General features: G+C 60.6%; 25 protein-coding genes. 10 read left to right on the top strand and 15 right to left on the bottom strand.

All coding sequences use genetic code 11. From position 1 onward, the window contains the following. From AC6RA8_RS10660 to pcaF, 10 genes are all read right to left on the bottom strand, one after another. Positions 1-538: PaaX family transcriptional regulator C-terminal domain-containing protein (locus tag AC6RA8_RS10660; RefSeq protein ID WP_500352691.1), on the bottom strand; the 538-nt coding region annotated here is incomplete at its 3' end. Next, a complete protein-coding gene (gene paaZ, locus AC6RA8_RS10655; protein WP_500352689.1) occupies positions 528-2,543 on the bottom strand; it encodes a phenylacetic acid degradation bifunctional protein PaaZ in 2,016 nt (671 codons plus the stop codon). The genes AC6RA8_RS10660 and paaZ, both read right to left, overlap by 11 nt. Positions 2,544-2,552: 9 nt before the next feature. Then, positions 2,553-3,617, bottom strand: a complete 1,065-nt coding sequence (locus AC6RA8_RS10650; protein WP_500352687.1) for a 2Fe-2S iron-sulfur cluster-binding protein — start codon at positions 3,615-3,617, stop codon at positions 2,553-2,555. A 9-nt stretch (positions 3,618-3,626) separates the two neighbouring features. Next, entirely contained in the window at positions 3,627-3,983 is a 357-nt protein-coding gene (locus tag AC6RA8_RS10645) for a nuclear transport factor 2 family protein (RefSeq protein ID WP_500352685.1), read from the bottom strand. A gap of 13 nt (positions 3,984-3,996) precedes the next feature. After that, a complete protein-coding gene (paaD, locus tag AC6RA8_RS10640; protein WP_500352684.1) occupies positions 3,997-4,464 on the bottom strand; it encodes a 1,2-phenylacetyl-CoA epoxidase subunit PaaD in 468 nt (155 codons plus the stop codon). Next, on the bottom strand, positions 4,458-5,156 hold the full coding sequence (paaC, locus tag AC6RA8_RS10635) for a 1,2-phenylacetyl-CoA epoxidase subunit PaaC (protein WP_500352707.1): 699 nt from the start codon (positions 5,154-5,156) through the stop codon (positions 4,458-4,460). Before paaC ends, paaD begins: the two co-directional genes overlap by 7 nt. 20 nt (positions 5,157-5,176) lie before the next feature. Continuing rightward, positions 5,177-5,461, bottom strand: a complete 285-nt coding sequence (gene paaB, locus AC6RA8_RS10630; RefSeq protein ID WP_500352683.1) for a 1,2-phenylacetyl-CoA epoxidase subunit PaaB — start codon at positions 5,459-5,461, stop codon at positions 5,177-5,179. 4 nt (positions 5,462-5,465) lie between these two features. After that, the gene (locus AC6RA8_RS10625; protein ID WP_500352682.1) at positions 5,466-5,930 is read right to left on the bottom strand and encodes a DUF3291 domain-containing protein; all 465 of its coding nucleotides are present in this window, start codon (positions 5,928-5,930) and stop codon (positions 5,466-5,468) included. Continuing rightward, a complete protein-coding gene (paaA, locus tag AC6RA8_RS10620; protein WP_500352680.1) occupies positions 5,927-6,904 on the bottom strand; it encodes a 1,2-phenylacetyl-CoA epoxidase subunit PaaA in 978 nt (325 codons plus the stop codon). Before paaA ends, AC6RA8_RS10625 begins: the two co-directional genes overlap by 4 nt. A 4-nt stretch (positions 6,905-6,908) precedes the next feature. After that, positions 6,909-8,111: a 3-oxoadipyl-CoA thiolase gene (gene pcaF, locus AC6RA8_RS10615; protein WP_500352678.1), complete on the bottom strand. Its 1,203-nt coding sequence runs from the start codon at positions 8,109-8,111 to the stop codon at positions 6,909-6,911. A gap of 170 nt (positions 8,112-8,281) precedes the next feature. Here pcaF and AC6RA8_RS10610 point away from each other — a divergent pair, with 170 nt between their 5' ends. The 3 genes from AC6RA8_RS10610 (at position 8,282) to AC6RA8_RS10600 (ending at position 12,355) form a co-directional block, all read left to right on the top strand. Beyond that, a complete protein-coding gene (locus tag AC6RA8_RS10610; RefSeq protein ID WP_500352706.1) occupies positions 8,282-10,465 on the top strand; it encodes a dehydrogenase E1 component subunit alpha/beta in 2,184 nt (727 codons plus the stop codon). Positions 10,466-10,555: 90 nt separating this feature from the next. Continuing rightward, positions 10,556-11,587, top strand: coding sequence for a zinc-dependent alcohol dehydrogenase (locus AC6RA8_RS10605; protein WP_500352676.1), 1,032 nt, complete (start codon positions 10,556-10,558; stop codon positions 11,585-11,587). Further along, complete coding sequence (locus tag AC6RA8_RS10600; RefSeq protein ID WP_500352675.1) at positions 11,588-12,355, top strand: SDR family NAD(P)-dependent oxidoreductase; 768 nt, start codon at positions 11,588-11,590, stop codon at positions 12,353-12,355. On the opposite strand, the gene AC6RA8_RS10595 is transcribed toward AC6RA8_RS10600, so the two are convergent. The 5 genes from AC6RA8_RS10595 to AC6RA8_RS10575 all read right to left on the bottom strand — a co-directional run bounded on the left by AC6RA8_RS10595 (position 12,352) and on the right by AC6RA8_RS10575 (position 17,456). Further along, the gene (locus tag AC6RA8_RS10595; RefSeq protein WP_500352673.1) at positions 12,352-13,134 is read right to left on the bottom strand and encodes a citryl-CoA lyase; all 783 of its coding nucleotides are present in this window, start codon (positions 13,132-13,134) and stop codon (positions 12,352-12,354) included. The two genes, AC6RA8_RS10600 and AC6RA8_RS10595, sit on opposite strands and share 4 nt — an antisense overlap. Beyond that, positions 13,131-14,324: a CaiB/BaiF CoA transferase family protein gene (locus AC6RA8_RS10590; protein WP_500352672.1), complete on the bottom strand. Its 1,194-nt coding sequence runs from the start codon at positions 14,322-14,324 to the stop codon at positions 13,131-13,133. The genes AC6RA8_RS10595 and AC6RA8_RS10590 overlap by 4 nt, the downstream gene beginning before the upstream one ends. Then, positions 14,317-15,831, bottom strand: coding sequence for a tripartite tricarboxylate transporter permease (locus AC6RA8_RS10585; RefSeq protein ID WP_500352670.1), 1,515 nt, complete (start codon positions 15,829-15,831; stop codon positions 14,317-14,319). Before AC6RA8_RS10585 ends, AC6RA8_RS10590 begins: the two co-directional genes overlap by 8 nt. Positions 15,832-15,835: 4 nt before the next feature. Further along, positions 15,836-16,330 carry a tripartite tricarboxylate transporter TctB family protein gene (locus AC6RA8_RS10580; protein ID WP_500352668.1) on the bottom strand — a complete coding sequence of 165 codons (495 nt, stop codon included), beginning with the start codon at positions 16,328-16,330 and terminating at the stop codon, positions 15,836-15,838. Positions 16,331-16,472: 142 nt separating this feature from the next. After that, positions 16,473-17,456, bottom strand: a complete 984-nt coding sequence (locus AC6RA8_RS10575) for a Bug family tripartite tricarboxylate transporter substrate binding protein (RefSeq protein ID WP_500352667.1) — start codon at positions 17,454-17,456, stop codon at positions 16,473-16,475. 104 nt (positions 17,457-17,560) lie between these two features. On the opposite strand from AC6RA8_RS10575, the gene AC6RA8_RS10570 reads away from it, so the two are divergent. From AC6RA8_RS10570 to AC6RA8_RS10540, 7 genes are all read left to right on the top strand, one after another. Continuing rightward, positions 17,561-18,226, top strand: a complete 666-nt coding sequence (locus AC6RA8_RS10570; RefSeq protein WP_500352704.1) for a response regulator transcription factor — start codon at positions 17,561-17,563, stop codon at positions 18,224-18,226. Beyond that, positions 18,216-19,571, top strand: a complete 1,356-nt coding sequence (locus tag AC6RA8_RS10565) for a sensor histidine kinase N-terminal domain-containing protein (RefSeq protein ID WP_500352665.1) — start codon at positions 18,216-18,218, stop codon at positions 19,569-19,571. The genes AC6RA8_RS10570 and AC6RA8_RS10565 overlap by 11 nt, the downstream gene beginning before the upstream one ends. Continuing rightward, positions 19,550-20,551 carry an ABC transporter substrate-binding protein gene (locus AC6RA8_RS10560; RefSeq protein WP_500352664.1) on the top strand — a complete coding sequence of 334 codons (1,002 nt, stop codon included), beginning with the start codon at positions 19,550-19,552 and terminating at the stop codon, positions 20,549-20,551. The genes AC6RA8_RS10565 and AC6RA8_RS10560 overlap by 22 nt, the downstream gene beginning before the upstream one ends. Before the next feature lie 59 nt (positions 20,552-20,610). Further along, positions 20,611-21,264 carry a maleylacetoacetate isomerase gene (gene maiA / locus AC6RA8_RS10555; protein WP_500352663.1) on the top strand — a complete coding sequence of 218 codons (654 nt, stop codon included), beginning with the start codon at positions 20,611-20,613 and terminating at the stop codon, positions 21,262-21,264. Positions 21,265-21,277: 13 nt separating this feature from the next. Next, a complete protein-coding gene (locus AC6RA8_RS10550; protein ID WP_500352662.1) occupies positions 21,278-22,228 on the top strand; it encodes an MBL fold metallo-hydrolase in 951 nt (316 codons plus the stop codon). A 279-nt stretch (positions 22,229-22,507) separates the two neighbouring features. Continuing rightward, positions 22,508-24,124, top strand: a complete 1,617-nt coding sequence (locus tag AC6RA8_RS10545) for an FAD-dependent oxidoreductase (protein ID WP_500352660.1) — start codon at positions 22,508-22,510, stop codon at positions 24,122-24,124. Further along, entirely contained in the window at positions 24,124-24,309 is a 186-nt protein-coding gene (locus tag AC6RA8_RS10540; RefSeq protein ID WP_500352658.1) for a DUF2783 domain-containing protein, read from the top strand. The genes AC6RA8_RS10545 and AC6RA8_RS10540 overlap by 1 nt, the downstream gene beginning before the upstream one ends. Positions 24,310-24,382: the final 73 nt, after the last annotated feature.

Raw genomic sequence — 24,382 nt, 5'->3', positions numbered from 1 at the left:
CCTTGATGTCGGTCAGTACGGCGTGAAGTGATTTGTACGCATCGCGCATCGCCTCGGTTTCGATTTGTGCGCCCAGCCACGCTGGCAAGGATTGCGGTGCCAGCTGCATGGCATCCGTAGGAATTGCCGCCGACGGTCCGCACAGAAACACGCGCGGAGCAACTTGCGAGAATTGGGTTGGGTCAAGCTCGACCGGAGCACCGGTGAGGATCACGACCGCCTCGGCGTCTTGGGGCTGACCATAGATGCGCCCCCGGGCCGCATCACTGTCGCTTTGTCCCTTTGGCGTCAGGCTGTGCAGGCTGGTCCGGCCCAGCTTCTCTGACCCGACCCATCCATCACTGCGCAAACGGTGCAGGGCGACGCGCGATGCTTCCGGCTTGATCCCAATCTCACCCATGATCGCGGATAACGTTGGGCCGTCAAGCGGTCGATCCGGTGCCAGATCGCCAAAAACAGTCACTAACAAGGACCAAACGCGCATCGGTCCGAGGTCACTCAGGCTGCTTATGGCTTGGGAATAGGTGTCAGTAGGCATTCATCGTCAACAGTTCGTATTCGGCCACCGCCTCATCATCCTGGTTGGTCAGGGTCACGTGCCAGCGCACCTCTCCATATTCGTCGTTGCGCGGCGTCTTGGCCTTGACCGTCAGCCGCACCTTGATGCTGTCGCCCGCCTCGACGGGTTTCATAAAGCGCAGGTTGTCCAGACCGGTATTGGCCAAAACCGGCCCGGGATCAGGCTGCACAAACAATCCGGCAGCAAAGCTGAGCAGCAGATACCCATGCGCCACCCGGCCTGGGAAGAATGGATTCGCTTTGGCGGCGTCGTCGTCCATATGGGCATAGAACGTGTCGCCGGTGAAATGGGCGAAGGTCTCGATGTCATCCAGCGTCACCTCGCGCGAGGGGCTGTTGAAGGTGTCGCCGAGTGCAAGTTCGCCAAAGGGCCGCGTGAATGGGTGCGGCTTGTCAGAGGTCTCGATTGCACCCGGCACCCAGCGCTGCCCGATGGCCGTCAGGATGTCCGGGCTGCCCTGCACCGCCGTCCGCTGCATGTAGTGTTTGACGGCACGGATACCGCCCAGCTCTTCGCCGCCGCCTGCGCGTCCCGGACCACCATGCACCATGTGCGGCAGCGGCGCGCCATGTCCCGTTGCCTCAGACATGCTGTCGCGATTGTTGAAATAGAGGCGCCCGTGGAACGCAGCCGAGGCCATCGTGATCTCGCGCGCAACATCTCCATCGCGGGTGATGACGGACGCAACCAGCGATCCCTTGCCTCGGTTCAACAACTCGGCTGCATGGGCAACATCTCGATACGGCATGACCGTCGACACGGGGCCAAAGGCTTCCACGTCATGCACGGCCTGTGCCGCGTCGGGGTCTGCGCAGTGAAACAGCATCGGCGGCAAGAAGGCGCCGCGACTGTCCGCCATTGCGAAGGCTTCTGGATCGCCGAACACATGTTCGGCCTCTACGCCAATCACGATCGCCTTCTCCAGCACGTCGATCTTCTGCGCGGTTGAGACAAGCGCACCCATCTTCGTGGCCTCATCCCGGGGGTCGCCAATGGTCACTGTGCGCAGCCGTTCAGAGATCGCATCAATCACAGACTGCACATGGGTGTCTGGCACCATGATCCGCCGGATGGCGGTGCATTTCTGCCCCGCCTTTGCCGTCATCTCGCGCTGCACTTCCTTTACGAACAGATCGAATTCAGGCGTCCCGGGACCCGCGTCAGGCCCAAGGATCGAAGCGTTCAAACTGTCCTGTTCAGCGGTGAACCGCACCGCGTTGTTCAGAAGATTGGCATTGCTTCGCAGTATGCGCGCTGTGTCGGCGGACCCGGTGAAGGTCACCACATCCTGACAATCCAGATGATCCAACAGATCGCCGATCCCACCCGACACCAGCTGCAATGCGCCCTCGGGCAGCAGGCCACTCTCCATCATCAAACGCACACACGCCTCGGTCACATAGGACGTTGCCGTGGCGGGCTTCACAATGGCGGGCACGCCTGCCAGCAGCGTCGGCGCGACCTTTTCAAGCATCCCCCAAACGGGGAAGTTGAACGCATTGATGTGCACCGCCACCCCTTGCAGCGGTGTGCAGATATGCTGTCCATGAAACTGACCGGACCGGCCCAACTGCTCCGGCGCGCCATCGAGATATACTTGCGCATCCGGCATCTCGCGTCGCCCCTTTGAGGCAAAGACCAGCATCGTGCCAATGCCGCCATCCACATCGATCAGGTGATCGGCTTGCGTGGCGCCTGTGTCAAAGCTCAGATCATAGAGCACCTGACGATGTTCGCGCAGATGCAAGGCCAGTGCCTTGAGCATCCGTGCGCGGTCATGAAAGGTCATCGCGCGCAGTGCCGGGCCGCCTACCTCCCGCGCATAGGCGCGCATGCCCTGCACGTCCAAACCGTCATTCCCGGCCTCGGCAATCACGTCCCCCGTGATGGCGCTGGCAATGGACCGGGCGCCGGACCCGGGCGGCACCCACGCACCGGCGGCGAAAGAATGAACCTGGCGCATGATGCCCTCCTAGTGTTGATCGTAGTCGATGTTCAGCGTGTCGCTGATCGGATAGCATTGGCAGGTCAGGACAAACCCTGCCTCGACCTCGTAATCCTCAAGCGCGTGATTGGTCAGCATTTCGTATTCGCCCTCGGTCACCTTGGCCTTGCAGGTCGAACAAACGCCTGCCTTGCAGGCAAAGGGTGCATCCAGAGAATTTGCCAAAGCAGTCTCTAACACAGACGAATCCTTGGTCATTTCCATCTGATGGGTGGTTCCGTCCAGCGTGATCTTCACGCTGGTTTCGGCAGCACCTTCGGCCCGCGCGCTCACCGCCTGTTTTGCCAGCCGCCCCTGCTGCCCAGCGCCAAACAGTTCGAACTTGATCTGGTCCTTGGAAAACCCATGCGCCTCAAGCGCCTCGGAAATCGCCAACATCATTGGTTCGGGCCCGCAGATGAACGCGGTATCGACAGCATCCACATTGATCCAGGATTTGAACAGCGCCCCACATTTCTCCTGATCCACACGGCCGGAAAACAGATCGATGTCCTGCCCTGTTTCAAGCACGTGGATCAGGGTAAATCGACCCATATAGCGGTTCTTGAGGTCTTCCAGCTGTTCGCGGAACATGATCGTGTGTACGGCCCGGTTGGCATAGATCAGGGTGAAGGTGCTGTTAGGTTCGCGGGCAAGTACGGTTTTCAGGATCGACAGAACGGGGGTGATGCCAGACCCACCTGCAAAGCCAATATATAATTTACCCTTATTAGGCTCTATTTTCGTGTGGAAGTTGCCCATGGGTGGCATCGCATACAGGGTGTCCCCGACCCGCAACTCCGTGTTGGCGTAGGTGGAAAAAGCCCCGCCGTCCACGCGTTTGACGCCCACCTGCAAATGGCCCTCATCCAGCCCGGCACAGATCGAATAGTTCCGGCGCAGCTCGGTCCCGTCAAAGTCCTGTTTGAACGTGAGATATTGGCCGGGGATGAACCGGAATACCTCTGGATCGTCGGGTTCAAGGGTCAGAACCACCGCGTCGCGGATGGTGTGGTGAATATCTGTCACGGTCAGGGGGTGAAATTGCGCCATGGTCATACGTCAGAAGTGTCGAAACAACTTGGCGGACAAACGCCACGTGCCGTCCGCGAGCTGAATGATCTGGAAATGGTTGTCAAAGGACATGCCAAGCAGGTTCCGCTCGGTGATCGAGGCAGTGGCAATCCTGTCATCGACCTGCAGTGCCACAATCTCCGCGTTGTAGTCGGCCCCGACCTCATTGCCTTCAAGCGCACCATAAAAGGGTTCAGGTCCGCCCTGCAGAAGGTCTGCCCCCAGCCAACCGGTCATGACAGCCGCGTCGTGGAATATGGACTTCAAGAGATCCACGTCACGGGTTGCTGTTCCCTTGATGTAGGATTCAACGACAGCTTTGGGTGACGATGTTGCGTCTGTCATGGCGATGGGTCCTTTAGATGCACTTGAAATAATCGAAAGGTTCCAGGCAGTCGGTGCAGCGCCATTGCGCCTTGCAGGGGGTCGATCCGAACTGGCTGATCTTTTCCACATTGGGTGACTGGCAATGGGGACAGCGATCTGGTCCACCAGCGGTTTTGGGCGGTGCGATCCCATAGCTTTCCAGCTTGGCCTTACCCGCATCGCTCATCCAATCGGTGGTCCAAGGTGGCGCGATTTGCCTTTTTAGAGACAGGTTTTCGATCCCATTGGCGCGCAACGCGGCCTCAATCTCGATATTGATAATGCTGGTTGCAGGGCAGCCGGAATAGGTCGGTGTCACCGTCACTTCCAGCGTGTCGCCCTGCCATTGCACATCGCGGATGATCCCCAGATCGACAAGCGAGATGACAGGGATTTCCGGGTCCGGCACGGCGGCCAGCCATGTCCATACGTCCTTCACCGAGGGGCGGGTCGTTACCATGTCGCATCCGGGTAGCTGCGAGGCAGCACCTGCATGGTGGCCAGCATGTGCCCCAGATGTTCGGTATGCCGCGTTCCCGTTTTGCCGCCGAGATGGGCGAAGTCGCTGTCCGGTCGGGCCAATGTCGCCTCGGCCAGCACATCCCCCACATGCGCACCAAAGGCGGGGCGTAGCGTAGCCATATCAATCAGATCGTCATCGTCGGTGGTGAACATTTCGCCCACATAGGGCCAAAGTCGATCGAGGGCGGATTGCATCCGCGCGTGGCTTTCCTCCGTTCCGTCGCCCAAGGCAATGACCATGTCGCTGGACCGCTCGCGGTGATAGGTCACCTCTTTCACGGATTTCTGCGCAATCGCGCTGATCGCTGCATCATCGTGCTTGGCCAGCGCGGTCAATGCTTCCAGATGCCAGCTATCAAACAGAAACTGTCGCATCATCGTCACGCCGAAATCCCGGTTCGGCTGTTCGACCAGCAGCAAGTTGCGGAAGTCCCATGCGTCGCGGTGATAGGCCAGCGTGTCGGCGGTCCGCCCCTGACCTTCACGCTCGGCAGCAAGGCCCAACCACAGTTGCGTCTGCCCAATCAGGTCCAATGCGGTGTTGGCAAGGGCAATGTCCTCTTCCAGCGCAGGCGCATGCCCGCACCATTCCGACACCCGCTGGCCCAGAACCAACGTGTTGTCCCCCATGCGGATCAGACCAGTGACGCTCACATCGCCCCCACATCGTCTGGAATGTCAAAGAAGGTTGGGTGGCGATACACCTTGTCGTCTGCAGGGTCGTAGAGCGATTCCTTGTCATCGGGGGATGAGGCCGTGATGTCAGCCGCAGGCACCACCCAGATGCTCACGCCTTCCTTGCGACGGGTATAGACGTCCCGTGCGTTCTGGATTGCATGTTCCGCATCCGTTGCATGCAGCGACCCCACATGCCGATGCGACAACCCGTGCTGGCCGCGAATGAAAACTTCCCATAGGGGCCATTCCTGTTTCATCTCATCACCCCGCTGCCATGGCGCAGCGACGCCAAGCTGATGAATCAACCGCGTCCCAGCCAAAGGCATCTTCAGTTGATCCATGCTCTGTCAGATGTGCCAATCGCTCCATCGCCTCAGTCAGCGTTGGGATATGTCCATCCGGCACGTTCCACATTACAAAATGAGGCGTTTTCATCGGCACAAACCAATTCGTGCCCTTCTCGTAAAAGCGCGCGTGCAGCGTGTTGAACACATAGTGCCCAAGGCTCGGCACATCGTCCCACACCGACATGTTTGCAATCATCTCTGCATCGCCCGGAACGGAGATATCGGTTGCGTTCCCGCTGTCTGACTGCATCCGCCAGACAAAGCCAGGGCTGCGCTCCGCCATCGCGTTCATGCGATCAAGGTTGCCCATGAATTCCGCCATGCGGGGATCATCGGTTGGATAGCGGGCATAGCCCACGTTGAGTTGAGCCAGTTTCATTCCGCCGCCACCTTCGCTGCCTGCTTCTTGGCCGCATGTGCCATCCGCGCCTCGCGCACCCATGCGCCATCATCCCAAGCTTTCTGACGCGCTTCGATCCGTTCGACCGAACAGGGGCCGTTCCCCTTCAGCACGTCAAAGAACTCGGACCAATCCGGTTCGGCAAAATCATAGCCGTCCTTTTCTTCGTTCCAGGCTAGTGTCTCATCCGGAATCGTCAGCCCCAGATACTCCGCTTGCGGCACTGTCTGATCCACGAATTTCTGGCGCAGCTCGTCGTTGGAATTCATCTTGATCTTCCACGCCATCGACTGCTCGGAATGCACACTTTCCTTGTCCGACGGGCCGAACATCATCAGGGACGGATACCAGAAGCGATTGAGCGCATCCTGTGCCATCCGTTTTTGCTCCTCGGTTCCGTTCGCCATCTTCATCATGATGTCGAAGCCCTGGCGCTGGTGGAAAGACTCCTCTTTGCAGATGCGCACCATCGAACGGGCGTAGGGGCCGTAGGATGTCCGCTGCAACGGCACCTGATTCATGATGGCGGCCCCATCGACCAACCAGCCGACAGCCCCCATATCCGCCCATGTTAGGGTCGGATACGCAAAGATGGACGAATACTTCATCCGCCCGTCCAGCAGCATTTCGGTCAACTCATCGCGGGACACTCCCAGCGTCTCGGCGGCGCAATACAGATACAGCCCGTGCCCAGCCTCATCCTGCACCTTCGCCAGCAGGATTGCCTTGCGTTCCAGCGTTGGTGCACGGGTGATCCAGTTGCCTTCGGGCAGTTGGCCGACGATCTCGGAATGCGCATGTTGCCCGATCTGCCGGATCAAAGTCTTGCGATAGCCCGCAGGCATCCAGTCCTTGGGCTCGATCTTGTCGCCTGCGTCAATGCGGGCCTGAAAGGCGGCCAGTTTTTCGGGATCGTCCTGCGTCGCTTCGGATTTGATCATCTGTGCATACATCGTCTCAAGCCCTTTCCAAGATCATGGCAACACCCTGCCCGACACCCACACACATGGTGCACAGGGCATAGCGGCCGCCGGTTCGTTTCAGTTGATAGGCGGCGGTCATCACCAGCCGCGCGCCCGACATGCCCAGTGGGTGACCGATGGCAATTGCACCGCCTTGCGCGTTCACACGTGAGTCGTCATCGGCCACGCCAAGGCTGCGCAACGTCGCGAGACCTTGCGAGGCAAATGCTTCATTCAGCTCGATCACATCCATTTGGTCGATGGTCAGTCCGGTACGTTTCAGTACCTTCTCGGAGGCAGGCACCGGGCCAATGCCCATCACGCGCGGTTCAACCCCGGCAGCACACATCCCGACAACGCGTGCCATGGGCGCCAATCCCTGCGCCTTAGCCGCCTCGGTCGAGGCAATGAGCATCGCCGCCGCGCCATCATTCACGCCCGATGCATTGCCTGCTGTTACGGTCAGCTCAGGCCCGTTGATCCCGCGCAACCCCGCCAGCTTCTCGACCGACGTGCCGGGGCGCGGATGCTCGTCCGTGTCTACAACAACCGGATCGCCTTTGCGCTGCGGGATGGTCACGGGCGCAATCTCGTCCGCAAATGCGCCAGCCTCATGCGCCGCTGCCCAACGGGCCTGCGACCGCACGGCAAAGGCATCCTGCGCCTCGCGTTCCACCTGCCAATCGGCGGCCACGTTGTCGGCGGTCTGCGGCATGGAATCGATTCCATACTCCGCCTTCATCTTGGGGTTCACGAACCGCCAGCCGATGGTCGTGTCGTACACCTGATTGGCACGTGAAAACGCGGCTTCGGCCTTGGGCATGACAAAGGGCGCGCGGCTCATGCTTTCGATCCCACCGGCGACGACCATATCCATGTCGCCCGCCTTGATGCCACGGGCGGCGATACCCACAGCATCCATGCCAGAGGCGCACAAACGGTTCACCGTGATCCCCGGCACGTCGACGGGCAGGCCTGCCAGCAGCCCAGCCATTCGGGCCACATTGCGATTGTCCTCGCCCGCCTGATTGGCGCAGCCCATGACGACATCATCGACCGCAGCCCAATCCATATCGGGGTTGCGCGCCATCAGCGCAGCGATAGGAGCCGCCGCCAAATCATCAGCGCGGACGCCAGACAAGGCACCGCCATACCGCCCAATGGGCGTGCGCTGCGCATCACAAATCCATGCGTCCATGCAAGTCCTCCTATTTGGAAAATAGAGCGTGCGGCGATTCCGATCAATGATAAATGTTACACATGTATGTGTGGGCGGTTATATTTCGTAACGCTTTTCACAGCCTCTGGACCATTCTGCATGTGCGCTGTTCTATGCGGGCATTGACCTTAACCACATCGGGCCACTTCATGGATCGCGCCGCCATCGTTCACGACAACTTCCACCGGCGGCTCAAGGCCAACGACCTGCCAACCGGCGGTGACGCTGGCGACATGGATGCCGAAACGCTTCTGACCCTTTACCGCGCGCAATGCCTGTCCCGGCAACTCGACCGCACAAGCCGCGCGATGCAGAAGGCAGGGCAGGGGTATTACACCATCGGTTCCAGCGGGCACGAGGGAATGGCGGGTGTCGCACATGCCTTGCGCCCCACTGATATGGCGTTCCTGCACTACCGCGATGCGGCGTTCCAGATCGCGCGCGCAGGTCAGGTGCCTGATCAGAACCCCGCATGGGACATCCTGCTCAGCTTTGCGGCCTCTGCCGAGGATCCGATGTCCGGTGGCCGCCATAAAGTGCTTGGGTCCAAGGCGCTGAACATTCCGCCGCAGACCTCGACCATTGCCAGTCATTTGCCCAAGGCGGTCGGGGCTGCCTATTCCATCGGCCTTGCCAAACGGCAGCGTCCGGAGCACGCAAGCCTGCCCGACGACAGCATCGTTATGTGCTCATTCGGGGATGCTTCGGCCAACCACTCCACGGCGCAGGGGGCGATCAATACGGCGTGTTGGACCAGTTTCCAAAACGCGCCTCTGCCGTTGCTGTTCGTGTGCGAGGACAACGGCATCGGCATCTCGACGTCCACACCATCCGGTTGGATTGCCGCTAACTTCTCGGCCAAGCCGGGTCTCAAGTACTTCTCTTGTGACGGTTTGAACGTCGCTGAAACGGCACGGATTGCGGCCGAAGCCGCCGCCTTTGTCCGCCGCCAAAAACGACCTGCGTTCCTGCACATACGCACCGTTCGACTATACGGGCACGCCGGATCCGACGTCGAAGCCACCTATCGTGCCAAGGCCGACATCGAAGCTGATGAGGCCAACGACCCGCTCCTCCACACTGCGCGCCTGCTCCGCGACAGCGGAACCACCATGCCAGAGGACGCACTCGTGCTTTATGAGCAGATCGGGGCCGAGTGTGAGGGCCTCGCCGCAAAGGTCATCAAACGTGCGCGCCTGCAAACCGCAGCAGATGTCAGCGCCAGCCTGATCCCCCCAGAGCGCAAATGCGACACCACAAACGGACCTTCTGTAGAAGAACGCGCTCAGGTTTTCGGCAACGATCTGCGTAGCAGCGAAGAACCACAGGTGATGAGCAAACTCATCAGCTGGGCGCTCACCGACCTGATGCTCGAATACCCCGAAGTTGTCATGGCGGGGGAGGACATAGGGAAAAAGGGCGGCGTCTATGGCGCCACGCAAAAGCTGCAAGCGCGCTTTGGTTCGCACCGCGTCATCGACACCCTGCTTGATGAACAATCCATCCTCGGCCTGGCCATCGGCATGGCCCACAACGGATTTGTTCCCATCCCCGAAATCCAGTTCCTCGCCTATCTCCACAACGCCGAGGATCAGCTACGGGGCGAAGCCGCCACGCTGCCGTTCTTCTCGAATGGTCAATATACCAACCCAATGGTGCTGCGGATTGCCGGGCTCGGCTACCAACGCGGCTTCGGCGGGCACTTTCACAATGACAACTCCCTTGCCGTCCTGCGCGACATTCCGGGTGTGATCATCGCCTGCCCGTCGCGTGGTGACGACGCGGCCAAGATGCTGCGCGAAGCCGTCCGCCTTGCGCGTGAAGAAGAGCGCGTCGTGGTCTTCATCGAACCGATCGCCCTATACCCCATGCGCGACCTGCACGCCGAAGGCGATAAGGGCTGGATGTCGGTTTACCCCGCCCCCGACGAGCGGATCGCGCCGGGCGATGTTGGGGTCAGCGGCACCGGCACCGACCTTGCCATCGTCACATACGGGAATGGGCGCTACCTGTCAGAACAGGCGGCGCTAACCCTTCAAGCCGACGGCATTAACGCCCGTGTTATCGACATGCGCTGGCTTGCGCCAGTGCCAGAAGCCGCGCTGATCGAACAGGCGCAGGCCTGCGCTGCCACGCTCATCGTCGACGAATGCCGCCGTACCGGCAGCCAATCCGAGGCGATCATGGCCCTGTTCACGGAGGCGGGGATACCAAACATCGCCCGGATCACCGCCGAGGATTGCTTCATCGCGACCGGCCCCGCCTATGCCGCCACGCTTCCCTCGACGGATGGCATCGTGGCCGCCGCCAAGGCCTTGGTCGCCAAGTCCTGAGATTCCGGTTTCACGAAATTCACCGCAACCCTTGATCGCCCCTTTCCCTCCGGTCCACAGTCACGCCAACAGGGAGAGAGGACAGTACCCATGACGCATCAGGCAGCGTTCTATCGCGGCGACAAACACTTCACGGTCGAACCGGTGGAAACCCCAGCACCCGGCCCCGGTCAGGTGCAGATCGACGTGGCCTATTGCGGGATTTGCGGCACGGACCTGCATATCTATCTCGGCCATATGGATGCCCGCGTCGGCTTTGAACGCACCATCGGGCACGAGATGTCTGGCGTTGTCGCGGCTGTCGGGGAAGGTGTCGATGGCTTCGAACCGGGCCAGCCAATTGTGGTCCGTCCGCTTGATCACTGCGGCGACTGCCCTGCCTGTGACGCAGGTCACCAGCACATCTGCCACAACCTTAAATTCATCGGCATCGACAGTGATGGTGCGTTCCAGCAGAAATGGAACGTCCCGGCCCATACCGTTCACGTCCTACCCTCTGACCTCAACCTCTCCCACGCCGCCCTGATCGAACCGCTCGCCGTGGCCGTCCACGACGTGGATCGGGGCAAGGTGCAACCGGGCGAAGACGTGCTTGTCATCGGTGGCGGCCCCATCGGCATGCTGGTCGCCATGGCTGCGCGCAATGCAGGGGCCAACGTCACGGTGGCCGAGATCAACGACAACCGCCTCGCCTTCGCGCAAAAGATCGGGTTCGCAACGATGGACCCCAAAACAACCGACGTCGCGAAGGCCATGCACGAGGCGACAGGCGGCAAAGGGGCTGACGTGGTGTTCGAAGTGTCCGGCAGCCAACCCGGCGTCGATCTGATGACCGCCGCCGCCGCCACACGCGGGCGTATCGTCATGGTCGCGATCCACGCCACGAAACCCCAGATCGACATGTTCCAGTTCTTCTGGCGCGAGTTGGACCTGATCGGCGCCCGCGTCTATCGGCCCGAGGATTACGACAAGGCCATGGACCTGCTCGCCAAGGGCGTCGTCGATTGTGACGCCTTCATCACCGACATCCAGGGGCTTGATGACATCGAAGGTGCCTTCAAGACGCTCACCGAAAACCCCAATGCCATGAAATCCATGATCCGCGTGACGGAGGGCCTGTAAATGTCCGTTCTCAACACTTTCGACCTGGCCGGCAAAACCGCCCTCGTTACCGGCGCAAAACGCGGCATTGGGCGCGGTATGGCAGAAGCGCTGGCCGAAGCGGGCGCCGATATTATCGGCGTCAGTGCGACACTCGCACCCGGCTCTGAGGTGCAACAAACTGTCGAGGCACTAGGGCGCAAATTCAAACCATACGCATGCGACTTTTCAGACCGCGCCGCCGTCAAAGCCTTCGCCGCCCAAGTCCTCTCAGACCACCCGCAGATCGACATCTTGATCAACAACGCAGGCACCATCCTGCGCACTCCTGCCGCAGAGCACCCCGACGACATGTGGGATACGGTGATCGAGGTGAACCTGAACGCGCAGTTCATCCTCACCCGCGAGGTGGGCAAAACCATGGTCGAACGCGGGTCGGGCAAGATCATCTTCACCGCCTCCCTGCTCACCTTCCAGGGTGGGATCACAGTTCCGGGTTATGCCGCGTCCAAGGGCGGGATTGGCCAGTTGACCATGGCTTTTGCCAACGAATGGGCCAGCAAGGGCGTGAACGTCAACGCCATCGCCCCCGGCTATATCGACACCGACAACACCGAAGCGCTGCGCAACGATCCTGTGCGCTCCAAGTCCATACTGGAGCGTATCCCAGCGGGCCGCTGGGGCAAGCCGGAGGACTTCAAAGGCCCGGCTGTCTTCCTCGCCTCGGACGCGTCGGCCTATATGCACGGCCATGTGATGCTGGTCGATGGCGGCTGGATGGGCCGCTAGTCTTCAATGGGATTGGGGCCAGTATAGGTCCAACGATAGCCGGGCGGAGTTGGTCCTTTGTTCCGGCCACCCTGCTGCTGTTGCTCCCATGCGTGCGAGAGAATGCCAACGGATCGTGACAGGCAAAACAGCCCCCGAGCCAAGGGCGCGGGAAAGCCTAACTCGGCAAAAATGACAGCCGTTGCACCGTCGATATTCATGGGCACAGGCTTGCCTTTTTCTGCGGAAAGCGCCGCCTCAATGCTGCGCGCCACCGCAGCATATCTCCCGGATACGGTTCCGTATTCTCGAGCCTCGTCAACCAGCGCCAAAAGCCTTGGTGCGCGTGGATCGACCGGCTTGTGAAATCGGTGACCAAAGCCCGGAATAAACGGCCCATGCTCTGCACGCCACGCATCCAGAACCTCTGCCAACGGTGCATCGCTGGCATCAATACGACCGTACAGCTCTACCGCCTGTTCACCCGCGCCACCATGCACATCGTCCAGCATGTTCACGGCCGATGCCATCGCGCCGTTTAACGACAAGCCACAAGTCACAGCCATCCGTGCGGCAGCAATCGACGGGGCTTGCGGTCCGTGATCCACGGCGGCGACCAAGGCCGCTTCGAACAGTTTCGCCTGCGCCTTGGACGGCATGTCGCCGCGGGTCATCAACCAGATCATTTGCGGAAAGCTCACCGCGCCAATCAGGCCCTCAATCGGATGCCCGCGAAGCCTGATCTGACCGGGCGCCATGTCGATGATCTCGGTGGACCACCAATCAGAAACGTCACTCATATCGCCCCCTTCTCGGTCAGGTCCGCAATGTCCTGTTCACTCAGGCCCAGCGTGCGCCAAATCTCAAGCGCATGTTCACCAAGCTGCGGCGGCGGCGTTGGGACCGTTAGCGGTGCGCCATCCAGTTTGACCCCTGTATTCACTACCTCGATGTCCCGCCCAACACCGGGCACGTTCGGATAGCGCAACATCAACCCACGGTCCGCGATCTGTGGATGGGACAACACCTCGGGCACTGACATGACAGCGCCCGCCGGAACACCGATGGCGTTTAGCTCACGGGCCAGGTCAACCGCGGTCCATTCCACAAGCGCCGCCTCGATCTCGGCGCGCAGCTCCATACGGTTCCGTTTTCGATCTTCCCGTGTGTTGTAGCCGGCCCGGTCGCGCAGTTCATCCAAGCCAAGGAAATCCGTCAGCAACACCCACTGTTCGTCCTTGTTTGCCGCGATGTTGATCAGCCCCAGCCCGGTTTCAAATGTGCCGGATGGGGCAGAGGTTGGATTCTCGTTCCCGTTTGCGCGTGGCTCCACCCCTGCAATCACATGGTTGGACACAACCCATCCCATGGTCGCCAACACGCTCTCCAACATTGAACAATCGATAAATGCCCCGCGGGGACGGGCATTGAGGGCGGAGGCCACGGCAAAGGCCGCTGTCATTCCGCCTACTGTATCTGCCACCGGATATCCCACGCGCAGCGGTGCGCTATTGTCATCGCCAGTGATGGACATGACGCCGGACACACCTTGCACGATCTGGTCGTAGGCTGGGCGATCGACCCAAGGGCCGTCCTGACCAAACCCGGAAATTGCGCAATAGATCAGGTCTGGCTTGCGCTCTTTCAGCACCTCATAGCCCAACCCTAGTCGATCCATGACACCGGGACGAAAGTTCTCCACCACCACGTCGGCGGTTTCAACGAGCCTTAAGAACAGCGCTTTGCCGTCCGCATGTTTGAAGTTCACCGTGACCGATTTCTTGCCCGCATTCTGCGCGAGGAAGGACACCCCCATTCCTTTCGCATTCAACTCGGGATCGGCCCCCAATTGCCGGGCAAGGTCGCCGCGTCCGGGGGCCTCGACCTTGATCACGTCTGCGCCCATATGGGCCAGTTGGTGGCAGCAAAAGGGCCCCGCCAGGACGTTGGTCAGGTCAAGGACCCGGACCCCGTCCAGCGGTTTAGTCACCGTCCGCCACCCCTTGCGCCCTGAGGCGCGCGCGGCGTGCGCGGTAGCTGGGAAGGACCACCAGAAGGGCTGCGATGACGAGCAGACCGAGCGTCATTGGGCGTTCCCAGATGAAGCTAACGCCGTCATAAAGCTGCATGGACCGGCTGAAGTTGTCCTCGAGCATCCCACCTAGGATGAACCCGATGAGCAGCGGGGCCAGCGGGTAGTCGGCAAAGCGCAGAATCGTTGCGCAAATGCCGAAGCCCACGAGCAGCAGCAATTCTGTCGCGTTGTTCTGCCCGATATAGGCCCCCATCAGCGTGAAGAAGAGGATGAAGGGGATCAGGAAGTTGCGCGGGACCGCAAGGATTTTGGCGATGTAGGGGATCAGCGGCAGGTTCAGGATCAGAAGAACCAGGTTGCCGATATACATCGAGATGATGACAGCCCAGAAAATCTGCGGATCGTCCACCATCAGGCGCGGGCCTGGCGTCACGTTCAGCGCGATTAGCGCACCCAGCAAGATCGCAGTGGTGCCGGAGCCGGGGATGCCAAGGGTCAGTAGCGGCACGAACGATCCAGTACAGGCGGCATTGTTCGCTGTCTCAGGCGCGGCGAGGCCCTTGATGGACCCTTTGCCGAACTGCTCCTTTTCCTTCTCGGGCGCGATGTTGCGCTCAACTGCGTAGCCAAGGAAGGAGGCGATGGTCGCACCCGCACCGGGCAAGACACCGATGAAGAATCCCTGCAGGGACTGGCGACCGACAACCGGTGCGATTGACCTGGCTTCGTCCCGCGTGATGCGCAGATCTTTGATGTCTCCCGACTGTCCGGTCTTGGACCGATTGGGGTCCATGACAAGATACAGCGCTTCGGGCAATGCAAACATCGCCATGGCGAGGGTGATAAAGGCGAAGCCAGATTGCAGGTCCATGAGCCCCATGGTGAAGCGGGGCATATTGAACAGAGCACCTTCGCCCACCGTTGCCATGATCAGGCCGAGCAAGGTCATCATGATGGCTTTGGCCACCTGACCCGTGCCTGCGAAGGCTGCGATGGCCGAGAGGCCCACGACCATCAGCGCGAAGTATTCGGCGGAGTGGAAGAGGAGCGCGACCGACGACAGCATCGGTGCGAAGATCATCAACAGGATCGCCCCGATGGAGCCGCCGCAGAAGGACGCGATGGCGGCGATGGTCAGGGCCTTGCCCGCTTTGCCGTCGCGCGCCATGGGGTAGCCATCAAAGCTGGTCGCGACTGTGCCTGCGACCCCCGGCGCGTTGAGCAAGATGGAGGAGGTCGAGCCGCCGAAGATGGCGCCGTAGTAGACGCCCGCGAGCAGGATCAGCGCGGCGGAAGGGTCGCCCAAAGAGATGGCGACAGGGATCATGATGGCGATGATCGACATCGGGCCGAGGCCCGGCAACATGCCGATGAATGTACCGATCAAACAGCCGCCGATGACCATCAGCAGGTTCTGGATGGAGAAGGCCGTTTGCAGGCCGATCAGGATACCTTCGAGCATGTCCTTACACCCCCATGAATGCAGGCAGCGGGCGCAGGAAGATGCCAAGCACCACCTGCACCAGATACCAGACGACGCCGGTGGCGATGCCCGCGACGACGACCATCGTTACCCAGCGGCGTTCGCCGAGGATCACAGAGCCCATGACGAGGAAGCCTACGGTGGCGATGATGAACCCGGCGGGGCGGAGCAGCAGGGCGTAAGCGACCATGAGGCCGAGGAGCAGACTGGCCTGGCCGAGTTTGAATTCTCTGAGTTGCCGGTAGACGATGACCGAGGGGTTTTCCTCGCGCGGTTTGTCGCCTTTTTCGAGGCCCAGGACGATGATGAGGCCGACGAGAATACCCATCACGCTCAGCACCTTGGGGAAGGTCGAGGGCCAGATGGGGTTGCGGCGCATGAAGGGGGCGAGGCTGCCATCCATGGTGAACCATGCGGCGTAGCCGTAGGCGGCGAAAATGCCCAAAAGGATCAGTCCGATCCAGCGATCCAGTGCCATGATATCCCCCGATTGATCTGTCCCCGCGGGGACACCCATGATTTCATTGAGAAAAAGGGTTAATTTTACTTAATTTTAACGGTTTGACCCCCGCTGCGGGCAGATGCGGGGCCGCAAAAGCCCCGCATCCAAAGCGATCAGATCAGAGGAAGCCGAGCTTCTTCATCAGGTCACCGATGACCTGTTCCTGACCTTCGAGGAAGGTTTGGAAGTCATCCCCGTTGTTGTGGATGTTGACCCAGCCATTGCGCGCACGCACTTCTTCCCACTCCGGGGTGTCATACATCTTGGTCAGCGCGTCCTGATACATGGCCAGCTTGTCTTCGGGCAGACCGGGTGCGCCGAAGAAACCACGCCAGTTCACGAACTCGGTGTCGATCCCTTGCTCTTTCATGGTCATGGCGTCCGGGGCTGCATCCACACGTTCAGGTGCAGTCACGCCGATGATTTTGACCTCGCCTGCATTCGCCAGATCAACCGCTTCGGAGAAGCCGGTGGACAGTGCCGCGATTTCACCCGAGAGCAGCGCCGCCATGGCTTTGCCGCCCGCATCGTAAGGGATGTATTTCACGCCCAGCGCGTCCTTGCCTGCTGCTTCCATGACCATGGCTGCCACGAGGTGGTCCATGCCACCGGGAACAGAGCCACCGCCGATGGCCGTGCCATTCGGGTCGGCATCATAGGCGGCCAGCAGCTCTTCCATCGAGTTGATGGGGCTGTCCTTGCCCACAACCATGGCCGCGTAGTCACCAATGGTGCCGGCAACCAGCGTCAGGTCACGGAAGTTGTGTGGGAATACGCCTGTCAGCGAACGGATCACGATGGGGGTCGAGTTGACCATCAGCGTGCCGTGGTTGCTTTCCGCGTTTTCGATCAGGTAGCCGATGGCTTTACCGCCGCCGCCGCCCGACATGTTTTCAAAGGATGCAGTGCCCACGAGGCCCGCACCTGTCAGCGCCTCACCGGTGCCACGCGCAGTGCCGTCCCAACCGCCGCCGGCGCCGCCGGGGATCAGGAAGTGGATGCTGTCGACGACCTGGTGGCCGTCTGCGAATGCTGCGCCGCTCAGGCCAAATGCCATAGCTGCGCCAAGCAGGGCCCTGCGGCCCATCTGGAACGTTTTCATGATGTCCTCCCATTTGACTTCACGCGTTTTCACGCGAATGCTGCCCTGAAAACATGCGAACCTGACATAAACCTGTCATGGCGCCGCAGTTCTGGGCGGATTGGATGAAATACCTGCTGATTGAGGACAATGCAGAACTGGCCGGGGCGCTGTGTACCCGGATGCGTCTGGATGGGCACGTTATTGACCACGCCGCGACGCTGTCCGACGGATCAGACTTTTTGCGTGTCGGAGAGTACGATTTGATCCTGTTGGACATCATGCTGCCCGATGGGGACGGTCGCGCGTTTCTTGAGCGTCATCGGGCGCAAGAGGATGATACGCCTGTTATTGTCCTGACGGCACGTTCCGAGGTGTCAGACCGTGTGGGCATGCTGGACCTTGGGGCCGATGATTATCTGACCAAACCTTTTGACCATGCCGAGTTGCAGGCCCGCTGTCGCGCGGTCTTGCGCCGTCGCACCGGGTCGGCCCAGACCGTCATTCGACGGGGCGATGCGGCCCTTGATCCGGTGGCGTCTGTCTTGACGATTGGCGGTCATGACGTGACCCTGCGCAATCGCGAGTTGCGGCTTTTGGAGCTGTTTATGAATGCGCCGGGCCAAATCTTTTCCAAGGACAAGCTGGTGGACCGGTTGTTTTCCTATGATGGGACGGTCACCGAGAACGCGATCGAGGTGTATGTGGGTCGGTTGCGCAAGCATCTTGAGCCGTCGAGCCTGACCATTTCGACCCATCGTGGCTTGGGGTACCGGTTGGATGAGGGGTAGCGCGACATCTTTGCGTCGGCGGCTGACCTGGACGCTGATTGGCGGCGCCGCGCTGTTGGCGGTGCTGTTCTTTCTGGTTGTCCGCACCTATGCCCAGCAAATCGCGCAGCAGGGGCAGGACCGCATACTTGAGGCGTCTTTGACGTCTTTGATGGATGCTGCGGTGGTGCGTGATGGGCGGATCGAAGTGGATGTCCCCTATGCTGCCTTCGCCATGTTGGACACCGCTGCGGACGATCGTGTGTTTTACGCCGTGCATCAGGGGGATGCGCTGTTGACCGGGTATGACGGTTTGGCTGAGGGTCCGTTTGATCCGTCGGTTGGATTGGATTTCCAGACGCAGGCGTTTGGGGGTGCAGAGGTGCGACTTGCGACGTTGACCCGTGCTTTGCCCGCTGGACCTGCGCCTGTGCTGTTGACTGTCAGTGTGGCCCAGACCCGGGACAGTCTGGCCGGGACGCTTTGGGCGATTTCGGTGAATGCTGCGCTGTTTGGCGGCGCCTTCTTTGTCTTGGCGGCGGGTATGGCGCTGTGGACGTCCCGATCAACTGTGAGACCGCTCAGCCAGATGGCCGAAGCTGTGGCGCGACGAGGTCCGCGCGATTTGCGGCCCGTTGTGCGTCCGGTGCCGACCGAGTTGTCGCCCTTGGTCACATCGTTGAATTCGCTGATGACGCGGTTGAGTGCGTCGCTGACCCAGTCCGAGACATTCATCGCGGAGGCCGCGCATCGCGTACGGACTCCCTTGGCTACTGTGCGCACCCATGCCGAGGCGACGTTGATGCGCGTGGACAAGGACGAGAACCGCGCCGCCTTGCGGTCCATGATCCGGGCGATTGACGAGAGCAGCCGGGCGGCGGGACAGCTCTTGGATCATGCCATGGTCACCTTTCGCGGGGACCAGTTGGAGCGGCGGAAGATTGATCTTGTCGGGATTTGCCGGGAGCTTGTGGACCGGCTGACTCCTGTGGCCGAGATGAAGGATTTGGAGTTGCAGCTGCTGGCCGACGGTCCGGTAGAGGTGCAGGGCGATCCAATTCTGATTCAGAATGCCGTGCGTAATCTGATTGATAACGCGCTCAAGTATTCTCCGCCCGAGGGAACTGTTCGGATCGAAGTGCAGCACGACCCGATTGCCATTGTCGTGTGTGACGAAGGCGATGGGTTTCCCGCCGAACAGATGACAGAGCTGTCGCAGCGTTTTCAGCGTGGGGCCAATGCGGGGGACACCGTGGGATCCGGTTTGGGTCTGACCATTGCGCAGGACGTGGCCGAGGCCCATGGCGGGCGGCTGGAATTGGCGAACTTGGATGGGGGTGGGGCATGCGCAACTTTGTATCTGTGATCCTTCTCCTCTGGGCGGGCGCGCTGGCCGCAGCAGAGCTGGAAGACCGCCAGATGTTTCACGGCGAGGACGGCGTGACCCTGCGCGTGTTGTCGAGTACGGACACGGATATCTTCGCGCCCATTGTCGAGGGGTTTATTGCCCGCAATCCGTCCGTTTCTGTCGATTATGCCGTCGCAGGCTCGGCGGACATCCTGACCTTGATTGCGGAATGTGGTGATTGCTTTGACGTGGTGATTTCGAGCGCCATGGATTTGCAGTTGAAGCTGGCGAATGACGGGCTCGCCCGCCGTTTGCCAGGGCTGGCGCAGCAAGCGGGTTCGCAATGGCGGCAGAGTGTGTTTGGCTTCACGCTGGAACCTGCAACCGTTGTTCTGAACCGCGCGGCGTTCGAGGGGCGCCCGCTCCCCACGACCCGGCAAGAGTTGATCGAGGCCCTGCGTGCGGACCCCGAGCATTTTAGGGGCCGCTTGGGCACCTACGATGTGCGTCTGTCCGGTCTCGGCTACCTATTCGCCACGCAGGATGCGCGCGCGTCCGAGACGTTCTGGCGGCTGATGGAAGTGTTTGGAAACCTGGATGCGCAGCTCTATTGCTGCTCGGGCGACATGATTGACGATCTGGCTTCGGGCGAGTTGTTTGTGGCCTATAACGTGCTAGGCAGCTACGCCCAAACCCGGCCCGAGACGCTGGACAAGGTCACGATTATCACGCCCGAAGACTTTGCTACGACGATGATGCGCACCGCGCTGGTGCTTAACAGCACGGATGTGGGCGGTACGGCCGAGGCTATGGTGTCTTACCTGACCTCCGGCGCTTGGTCCGCGCAAGATCGGCCCGGTTTTCCGTTGCCCTCGATCGGGGATGGGGATGCGCAGGTGTTGAATGTCGTCAGCCTTGATCCCGGGTTGCTGGTCTATCTGGATCGGCTGAAACGAGAGCTGTTTCTTGAGGCGTGGTCTTCCGCCCTGCTGCGCTGAGGCTTGTTGGTTACAAAATCAACAGTTACCGATGCGACGACTTTGGCAACGGACACCGCATGACCGCCCCTTTGACCCTCTACAGCTATTGGCGTTCGACGACGTCCTACCGCGTGCGGGCGGCGCTGAACCTAAAGGGCGTGCCATTTGAAACGGTCCCTGTCGACCTGCTGGCCGGGTCACAGAAGAATGCGGACTATGCTGAGATGAACCCCGGCAAGGGCGTGCCGACGTTGGTGCTGGAAGATGGGTCTGTGCTGACCCAATCACTTGCCATCCTGGATTATATCGAAGCGCGTTGGCCTGAACCCGCTTTGCTGCCCGCCGATCCGCTCGCGCGAGCGCGAGTGCAGGCGGCGGCCTATACGATGGCAGTTGATGTGCATCCGGTGAACAACCTGCGTGTCGTGACCCATCTGCGCGACGCCTATGGCGCGGACACGGACGGCGTGATGGACTGGATGCGGCATTGGATGATCGAAGGTTTCATGGCTTTCGAAACGCTCGTGCAGGACGACACACCCTTTGCCTTTGGGCAAGCGCCAGACCTTGCCGATCTGTGCCTTGTGGCGCAGGTTTACAACGCGCATCGATGGGGGGTGGATGTGAGCCCCTTTCCCAAAGTACAGCGGATCGAGGCAGCCTGTCTCAACGTGCCCGCTGTTGCCGCTGCTCACCCTGATCAACAACCAGACGCCGAAACGCCCGCCTGAAAGGACCCGACACATGGCCAAAGCCTTCGCCTCTCAAGGTGACATGACCGAAAAGACCATCACCTTTGACGAGATCGGAGAGGGTCTGTGGGCCTTTACCGCCGAGGGGGATCCGAATTCCGGCGTGATCATCGGCGATGACAGCGTGATGATTGTCGAGGCGCAGGCAACCCCGCGCCTGGCGGAGAAGGTGATCGAGAAGGTGCGTACCGTGACGGACAAGCCGATCACGCATTTGGTGCTGACCCACTACCACGCGGTGCGGGTACTCGGGGCGTCGGCCTATGGCGCCGATCAGATCATCATGTCCGACATGGCGCGCGGCATGGTGGCCGAGCGCGGGCAGGAGGATTGGGACAGCGAATTCCAACGTTTTCCGCGTCTGTTTGAGGGGCATGAGAGCATTCCGGGGCTGACATGGCCCACGACAACGTTTTCCGACAGCATGACGGTGTACCTTGGCGATCGCCGCGTGGACATCAAGCATTTGGGCCGCGCCCATACGGCGGGGGATGCCGTCATTCACGTGCCGGATCAGAACGTGATGTTTACCGGTGACATCGTTGAATATCATTCGGCCTGCTATTGCGGTGACGGGTATTTCGGCGATTGGGGCGGGACGCTGGATGCGATCAAGGCCTATGACGTCGATGCCATTGCGCCCGGGCGCGGGGATGCGCTTGTTGGGTCCGAGATGGTGAACAAGGCCATTGAGAGCACGCGGGATTTTGTGGACAGCACCTACCGTCCTGCAGCACGGGTTGCTGCGCGCGGCGGGTCGTTGAAAGAGGCGTGGGATGCGGTGCGTGCCGAATGTGATCCGAAGTTCAGCGACTATGCCATCTATGAGCATTGCCTGCCGTTCAACGTCGCCCGCGCCTATGACGAGGCGCGTGGAATCGCACATCCACGCATTTGGACGGATAAGCGGGACATCGAGATGTGGGAGGCGTTGCAGGGGTGAGTTGGACTGTGATCCTTGGGTGGACCGCTGGCGCAACCGGTTTTTGCGCGTGGATTCTTTTCTTTTTTCATGCAGCGCCGCTACTTACAATTGGTTCGAGTGCGACCCTCGAAACGCCACGGGATTACTCCCGGAATTCGAAGATTGAGGCAAGTACTTGGGGATACATCTTTGCCACCGTGTTTCGATCAAGAGTAGGGCGGCTTAGCGTGGTGTCGGCGGTCCTGGCGCTCGTCCTTGCAATGGCAAGTTACGTGGTAAGCCAGATCGGGGCCTGACATGATCAAGCAACGCTACAAAACTCAATTCCAACTCTACCCATACGCCCCTGTTTCGGCGCAGACGATGCCGGCGCAACGGCACCCAGTTGTGATTGTCGGCGGAGGGCCAATTGGGATGGCCTTGGCATTGGACCTTGGGCGCAAGGGCACGCCGGTGCTGGTGTTGGATGACCATGACGGCGTTGGGCAGGGCAGCCGCGCGATTTGTTTTGCCAAGCGCACGCTGGAGATTGCCAATCGGCTGGGTGCGGGGCAGCGCATGATCGACAAGGGGGTTGTGTGGAACGTGGGCAAAGTCTTTCACGGCGACGACCGCGTGTTTCAGTTCAACCTGCAGCCCGAGGACGGGCATCGGTGCCCGGCCTTCATCAACCTGCAGCAGCCGTACTTTGAAAAGTTTCTGGTCGATGAGATCCGTGTGGCGCAGGACGAAGGCGCGCCGATTGAGATACGCGGGCGCAATGCCGTTACAACCTTGGATCAGCAGGACGATCATGTGCTGCTGGATGTGGACACGCCCGATGGATCTTATCAGATCGAAGCCGAGTGGCTGATTGCCTGTGATGGCGCACGGTCACCTGTCCGGGACATGATGGGGCTGAGCTTTGACGGGCGGGTGTTCGAGGACAATTTCCTGATCGCTGACGTCAAGATGACCGCTGATTTCCCGACCGAGCGGTGGTTCTGGTTTGAGCCACCCTTCAAGGATGCGGGGCAGTCGGCGCTGCTGCACAAGCAACCCGACGACATCTGGCGCATCGACTTTCAGCTTGGGTGGGACATCGACCGCGAGAAGGAGCTGCGCGAGGACAATGTGCGCGCCCGCGTCGATGCGATGCTGGGCGAGGGGGCGGAGTATGAGCTGGAGTGGACCTCAATCTACACCTTCCAGTGTCGTCGGATGCAGGAGTTTCGACATGATCGCGTGATCTTCGCCGGGGACAGCGCGCATCAGGTGTCGCCCTTTGGCGCTCGCGGGGCCAATAGTGGCGTACAGGATGCGGACAATCTGGCGTGGAAGCTGGATTTCGTGATCCGCGGTCTCGCGCCCGAGACGTTATTGGACACCTATTCTGAGGAGCGGGTGCATGGGGCGGATGAGAACATTCTGAACTCCACCCGCGCGACTGATTTCCTGACGCCCAAGAGCGAGATCAGCAAGGTGTTCCGCAATGCAGTGCTTGAGCTTGCGCGGGATCACGCCTTTGCCCGGCCCTTGGTCAATTCGGGGCGGTTGTCGGTGCCATGTGTGTATGACGGGTTGTCATTGAACGGGCCGGATATGCTGGACGGGCCGGACCGGACTCGCGTTGGGGCGCCTGCGGTGGATGCGAAACTGGGCAAGACTTATCTGCTGGATCGGTTGCCGGGTGGGTTTACGCTGCTGTGCATTGATGCACCTGCGCCGGATATTGCCGAGGTGGACGGCGTGCCGCTGACCCATCTGGGTTTGACGGCCCGCAGCAATCCGTTTCTGAAAGAGCGCTACCTAGGCGATGCGGAGAGCGCCGTGTACCTGATCCGACCTGATCAACACGTGGTTGCGCGGTGGCCAGAGGCGTCAGTCGACGATGTCGCAAGTGCCATGCGGATCGCATTGGGAAAGGGGGCGTGATGGAACTGAACCTTGAGCCGAACATTGCGGACCCGGACGGGTTCTATGACGAACTGCTGGCGGTACATCAGGGGCTGAGCAAAGAGGACAGTGATGCGCTGAACGCGCGGCTCATTCTGATCCTCGCCAATCACGTTGGGGATCGGCACGTGTTGTCCGCCGCGTTGCAGGCGGCGCAGCGCTAGCTGGTTTCGACGCAGTGGCGGCGGAAGGCGCGTTTGAGCATGTCGAGCTCTTCGCGCAGAAGCGCCACTTCGC

It is taken from the genome of Tateyamaria sp. (assembly GCF_059783535.1).
This window is presented reverse-complemented; position numbering and strand designations above follow the sequence as displayed.

What these genes read in the sequence shown, in the direction of transcription:
- AC6RA8_RS10585 (WP_500352670.1), bottom strand. Translation starts at nt 15,831, where the DNA reads ATGCTCGAAGGTATCCTGATCGGCCTGCAAACGGCCTTCTCCATCCAG.
- AC6RA8_RS10600 (WP_500352675.1), top strand. Translation starts at nt 11,588, where the DNA reads ATGTCCGTTCTCAACACTTTCGACCTGGCCGGCAAAACCGCCCTCGTT.
- AC6RA8_RS10605 (WP_500352676.1), top strand. Translation starts at nt 10,556, where the DNA reads ATGACGCATCAGGCAGCGTTCTATCGCGGCGACAAACACTTCACGGTC.
- AC6RA8_RS10595 (WP_500352673.1), bottom strand. Translation starts at nt 13,134, where the DNA reads ATGAGTGACGTTTCTGATTGGTGGTCCACCGAGATCATCGACATGGCG.
- paaA (WP_500352680.1), bottom strand. Translation starts at nt 6,904, where the DNA reads ATGTATGCACAGATGATCAAATCCGAAGCGACGCAGGACGATCCCGAA.
- AC6RA8_RS10570 (WP_500352704.1), top strand. Translation starts at nt 17,561, where the DNA reads ATGAAATACCTGCTGATTGAGGACAATGCAGAACTGGCCGGGGCGCTG.
- AC6RA8_RS10545 (WP_500352660.1), top strand. Translation starts at nt 22,508, where the DNA reads ATGATCAAGCAACGCTACAAAACTCAATTCCAACTCTACCCATACGCC.
- AC6RA8_RS10560 (WP_500352664.1), top strand. Translation starts at nt 19,550, where the DNA reads ATGCGCAACTTTGTATCTGTGATCCTTCTCCTCTGGGCGGGCGCGCTG.
- maiA (WP_500352663.1), top strand. Translation starts at nt 20,611, where the DNA reads ATGACCGCCCCTTTGACCCTCTACAGCTATTGGCGTTCGACGACGTCC.
- AC6RA8_RS10550 (WP_500352662.1), top strand. Translation starts at nt 21,278, where the DNA reads ATGGCCAAAGCCTTCGCCTCTCAAGGTGACATGACCGAAAAGACCATC.
- AC6RA8_RS10540 (WP_500352658.1), top strand. Translation starts at nt 24,124, where the DNA reads ATGGAACTGAACCTTGAGCCGAACATTGCGGACCCGGACGGGTTCTAT.
- AC6RA8_RS10580 (WP_500352668.1), bottom strand. Translation starts at nt 16,330, where the DNA reads ATGGCACTGGATCGCTGGATCGGACTGATCCTTTTGGGCATTTTCGCC.
- AC6RA8_RS10565 (WP_500352665.1), top strand. Translation starts at nt 18,216, where the DNA reads ATGAGGGGTAGCGCGACATCTTTGCGTCGGCGGCTGACCTGGACGCTG.
- paaD (WP_500352684.1), bottom strand. Translation starts at nt 4,464, where the DNA reads ATGGTAACGACCCGCCCCTCGGTGAAGGACGTATGGACATGGCTGGCC.
- AC6RA8_RS10610 (WP_500352706.1), top strand. Translation starts at nt 8,282, where the DNA reads ATGGATCGCGCCGCCATCGTTCACGACAACTTCCACCGGCGGCTCAAG.
- paaB (WP_500352683.1), bottom strand. Translation starts at nt 5,461, where the DNA reads ATGAAACAGGAATGGCCCCTATGGGAAGTTTTCATTCGCGGCCAGCAC.
- AC6RA8_RS10575 (WP_500352667.1), bottom strand. Translation starts at nt 17,456, where the DNA reads ATGAAAACGTTCCAGATGGGCCGCAGGGCCCTGCTTGGCGCAGCTATG.
- AC6RA8_RS10645 (WP_500352685.1), bottom strand. Translation starts at nt 3,983, where the DNA reads ATGACAGACGCAACATCGTCACCCAAAGCTGTCGTTGAATCCTACATC.
- AC6RA8_RS10650 (WP_500352687.1), bottom strand. Translation starts at nt 3,617, where the DNA reads ATGGCGCAATTTCACCCCCTGACCGTGACAGATATTCACCACACCATC.
- AC6RA8_RS10625 (WP_500352682.1), bottom strand. Translation starts at nt 5,930, where the DNA reads ATGAAACTGGCTCAACTCAACGTGGGCTATGCCCGCTATCCAACCGAT.
- paaC (WP_500352707.1), bottom strand. Translation starts at nt 5,156, where the DNA reads ATGGGGGACAACACGTTGGTTCTGGGCCAGCGGGTGTCGGAATGGTGC.
- pcaF (WP_500352678.1), bottom strand. Translation starts at nt 8,111, where the DNA reads ATGGACGCATGGATTTGTGATGCGCAGCGCACGCCCATTGGGCGGTAT.
- paaZ (WP_500352689.1), bottom strand. Translation starts at nt 2,543, where the DNA reads ATGCGCCAGGTTCATTCTTTCGCCGCCGGTGCGTGGGTGCCGCCCGGG.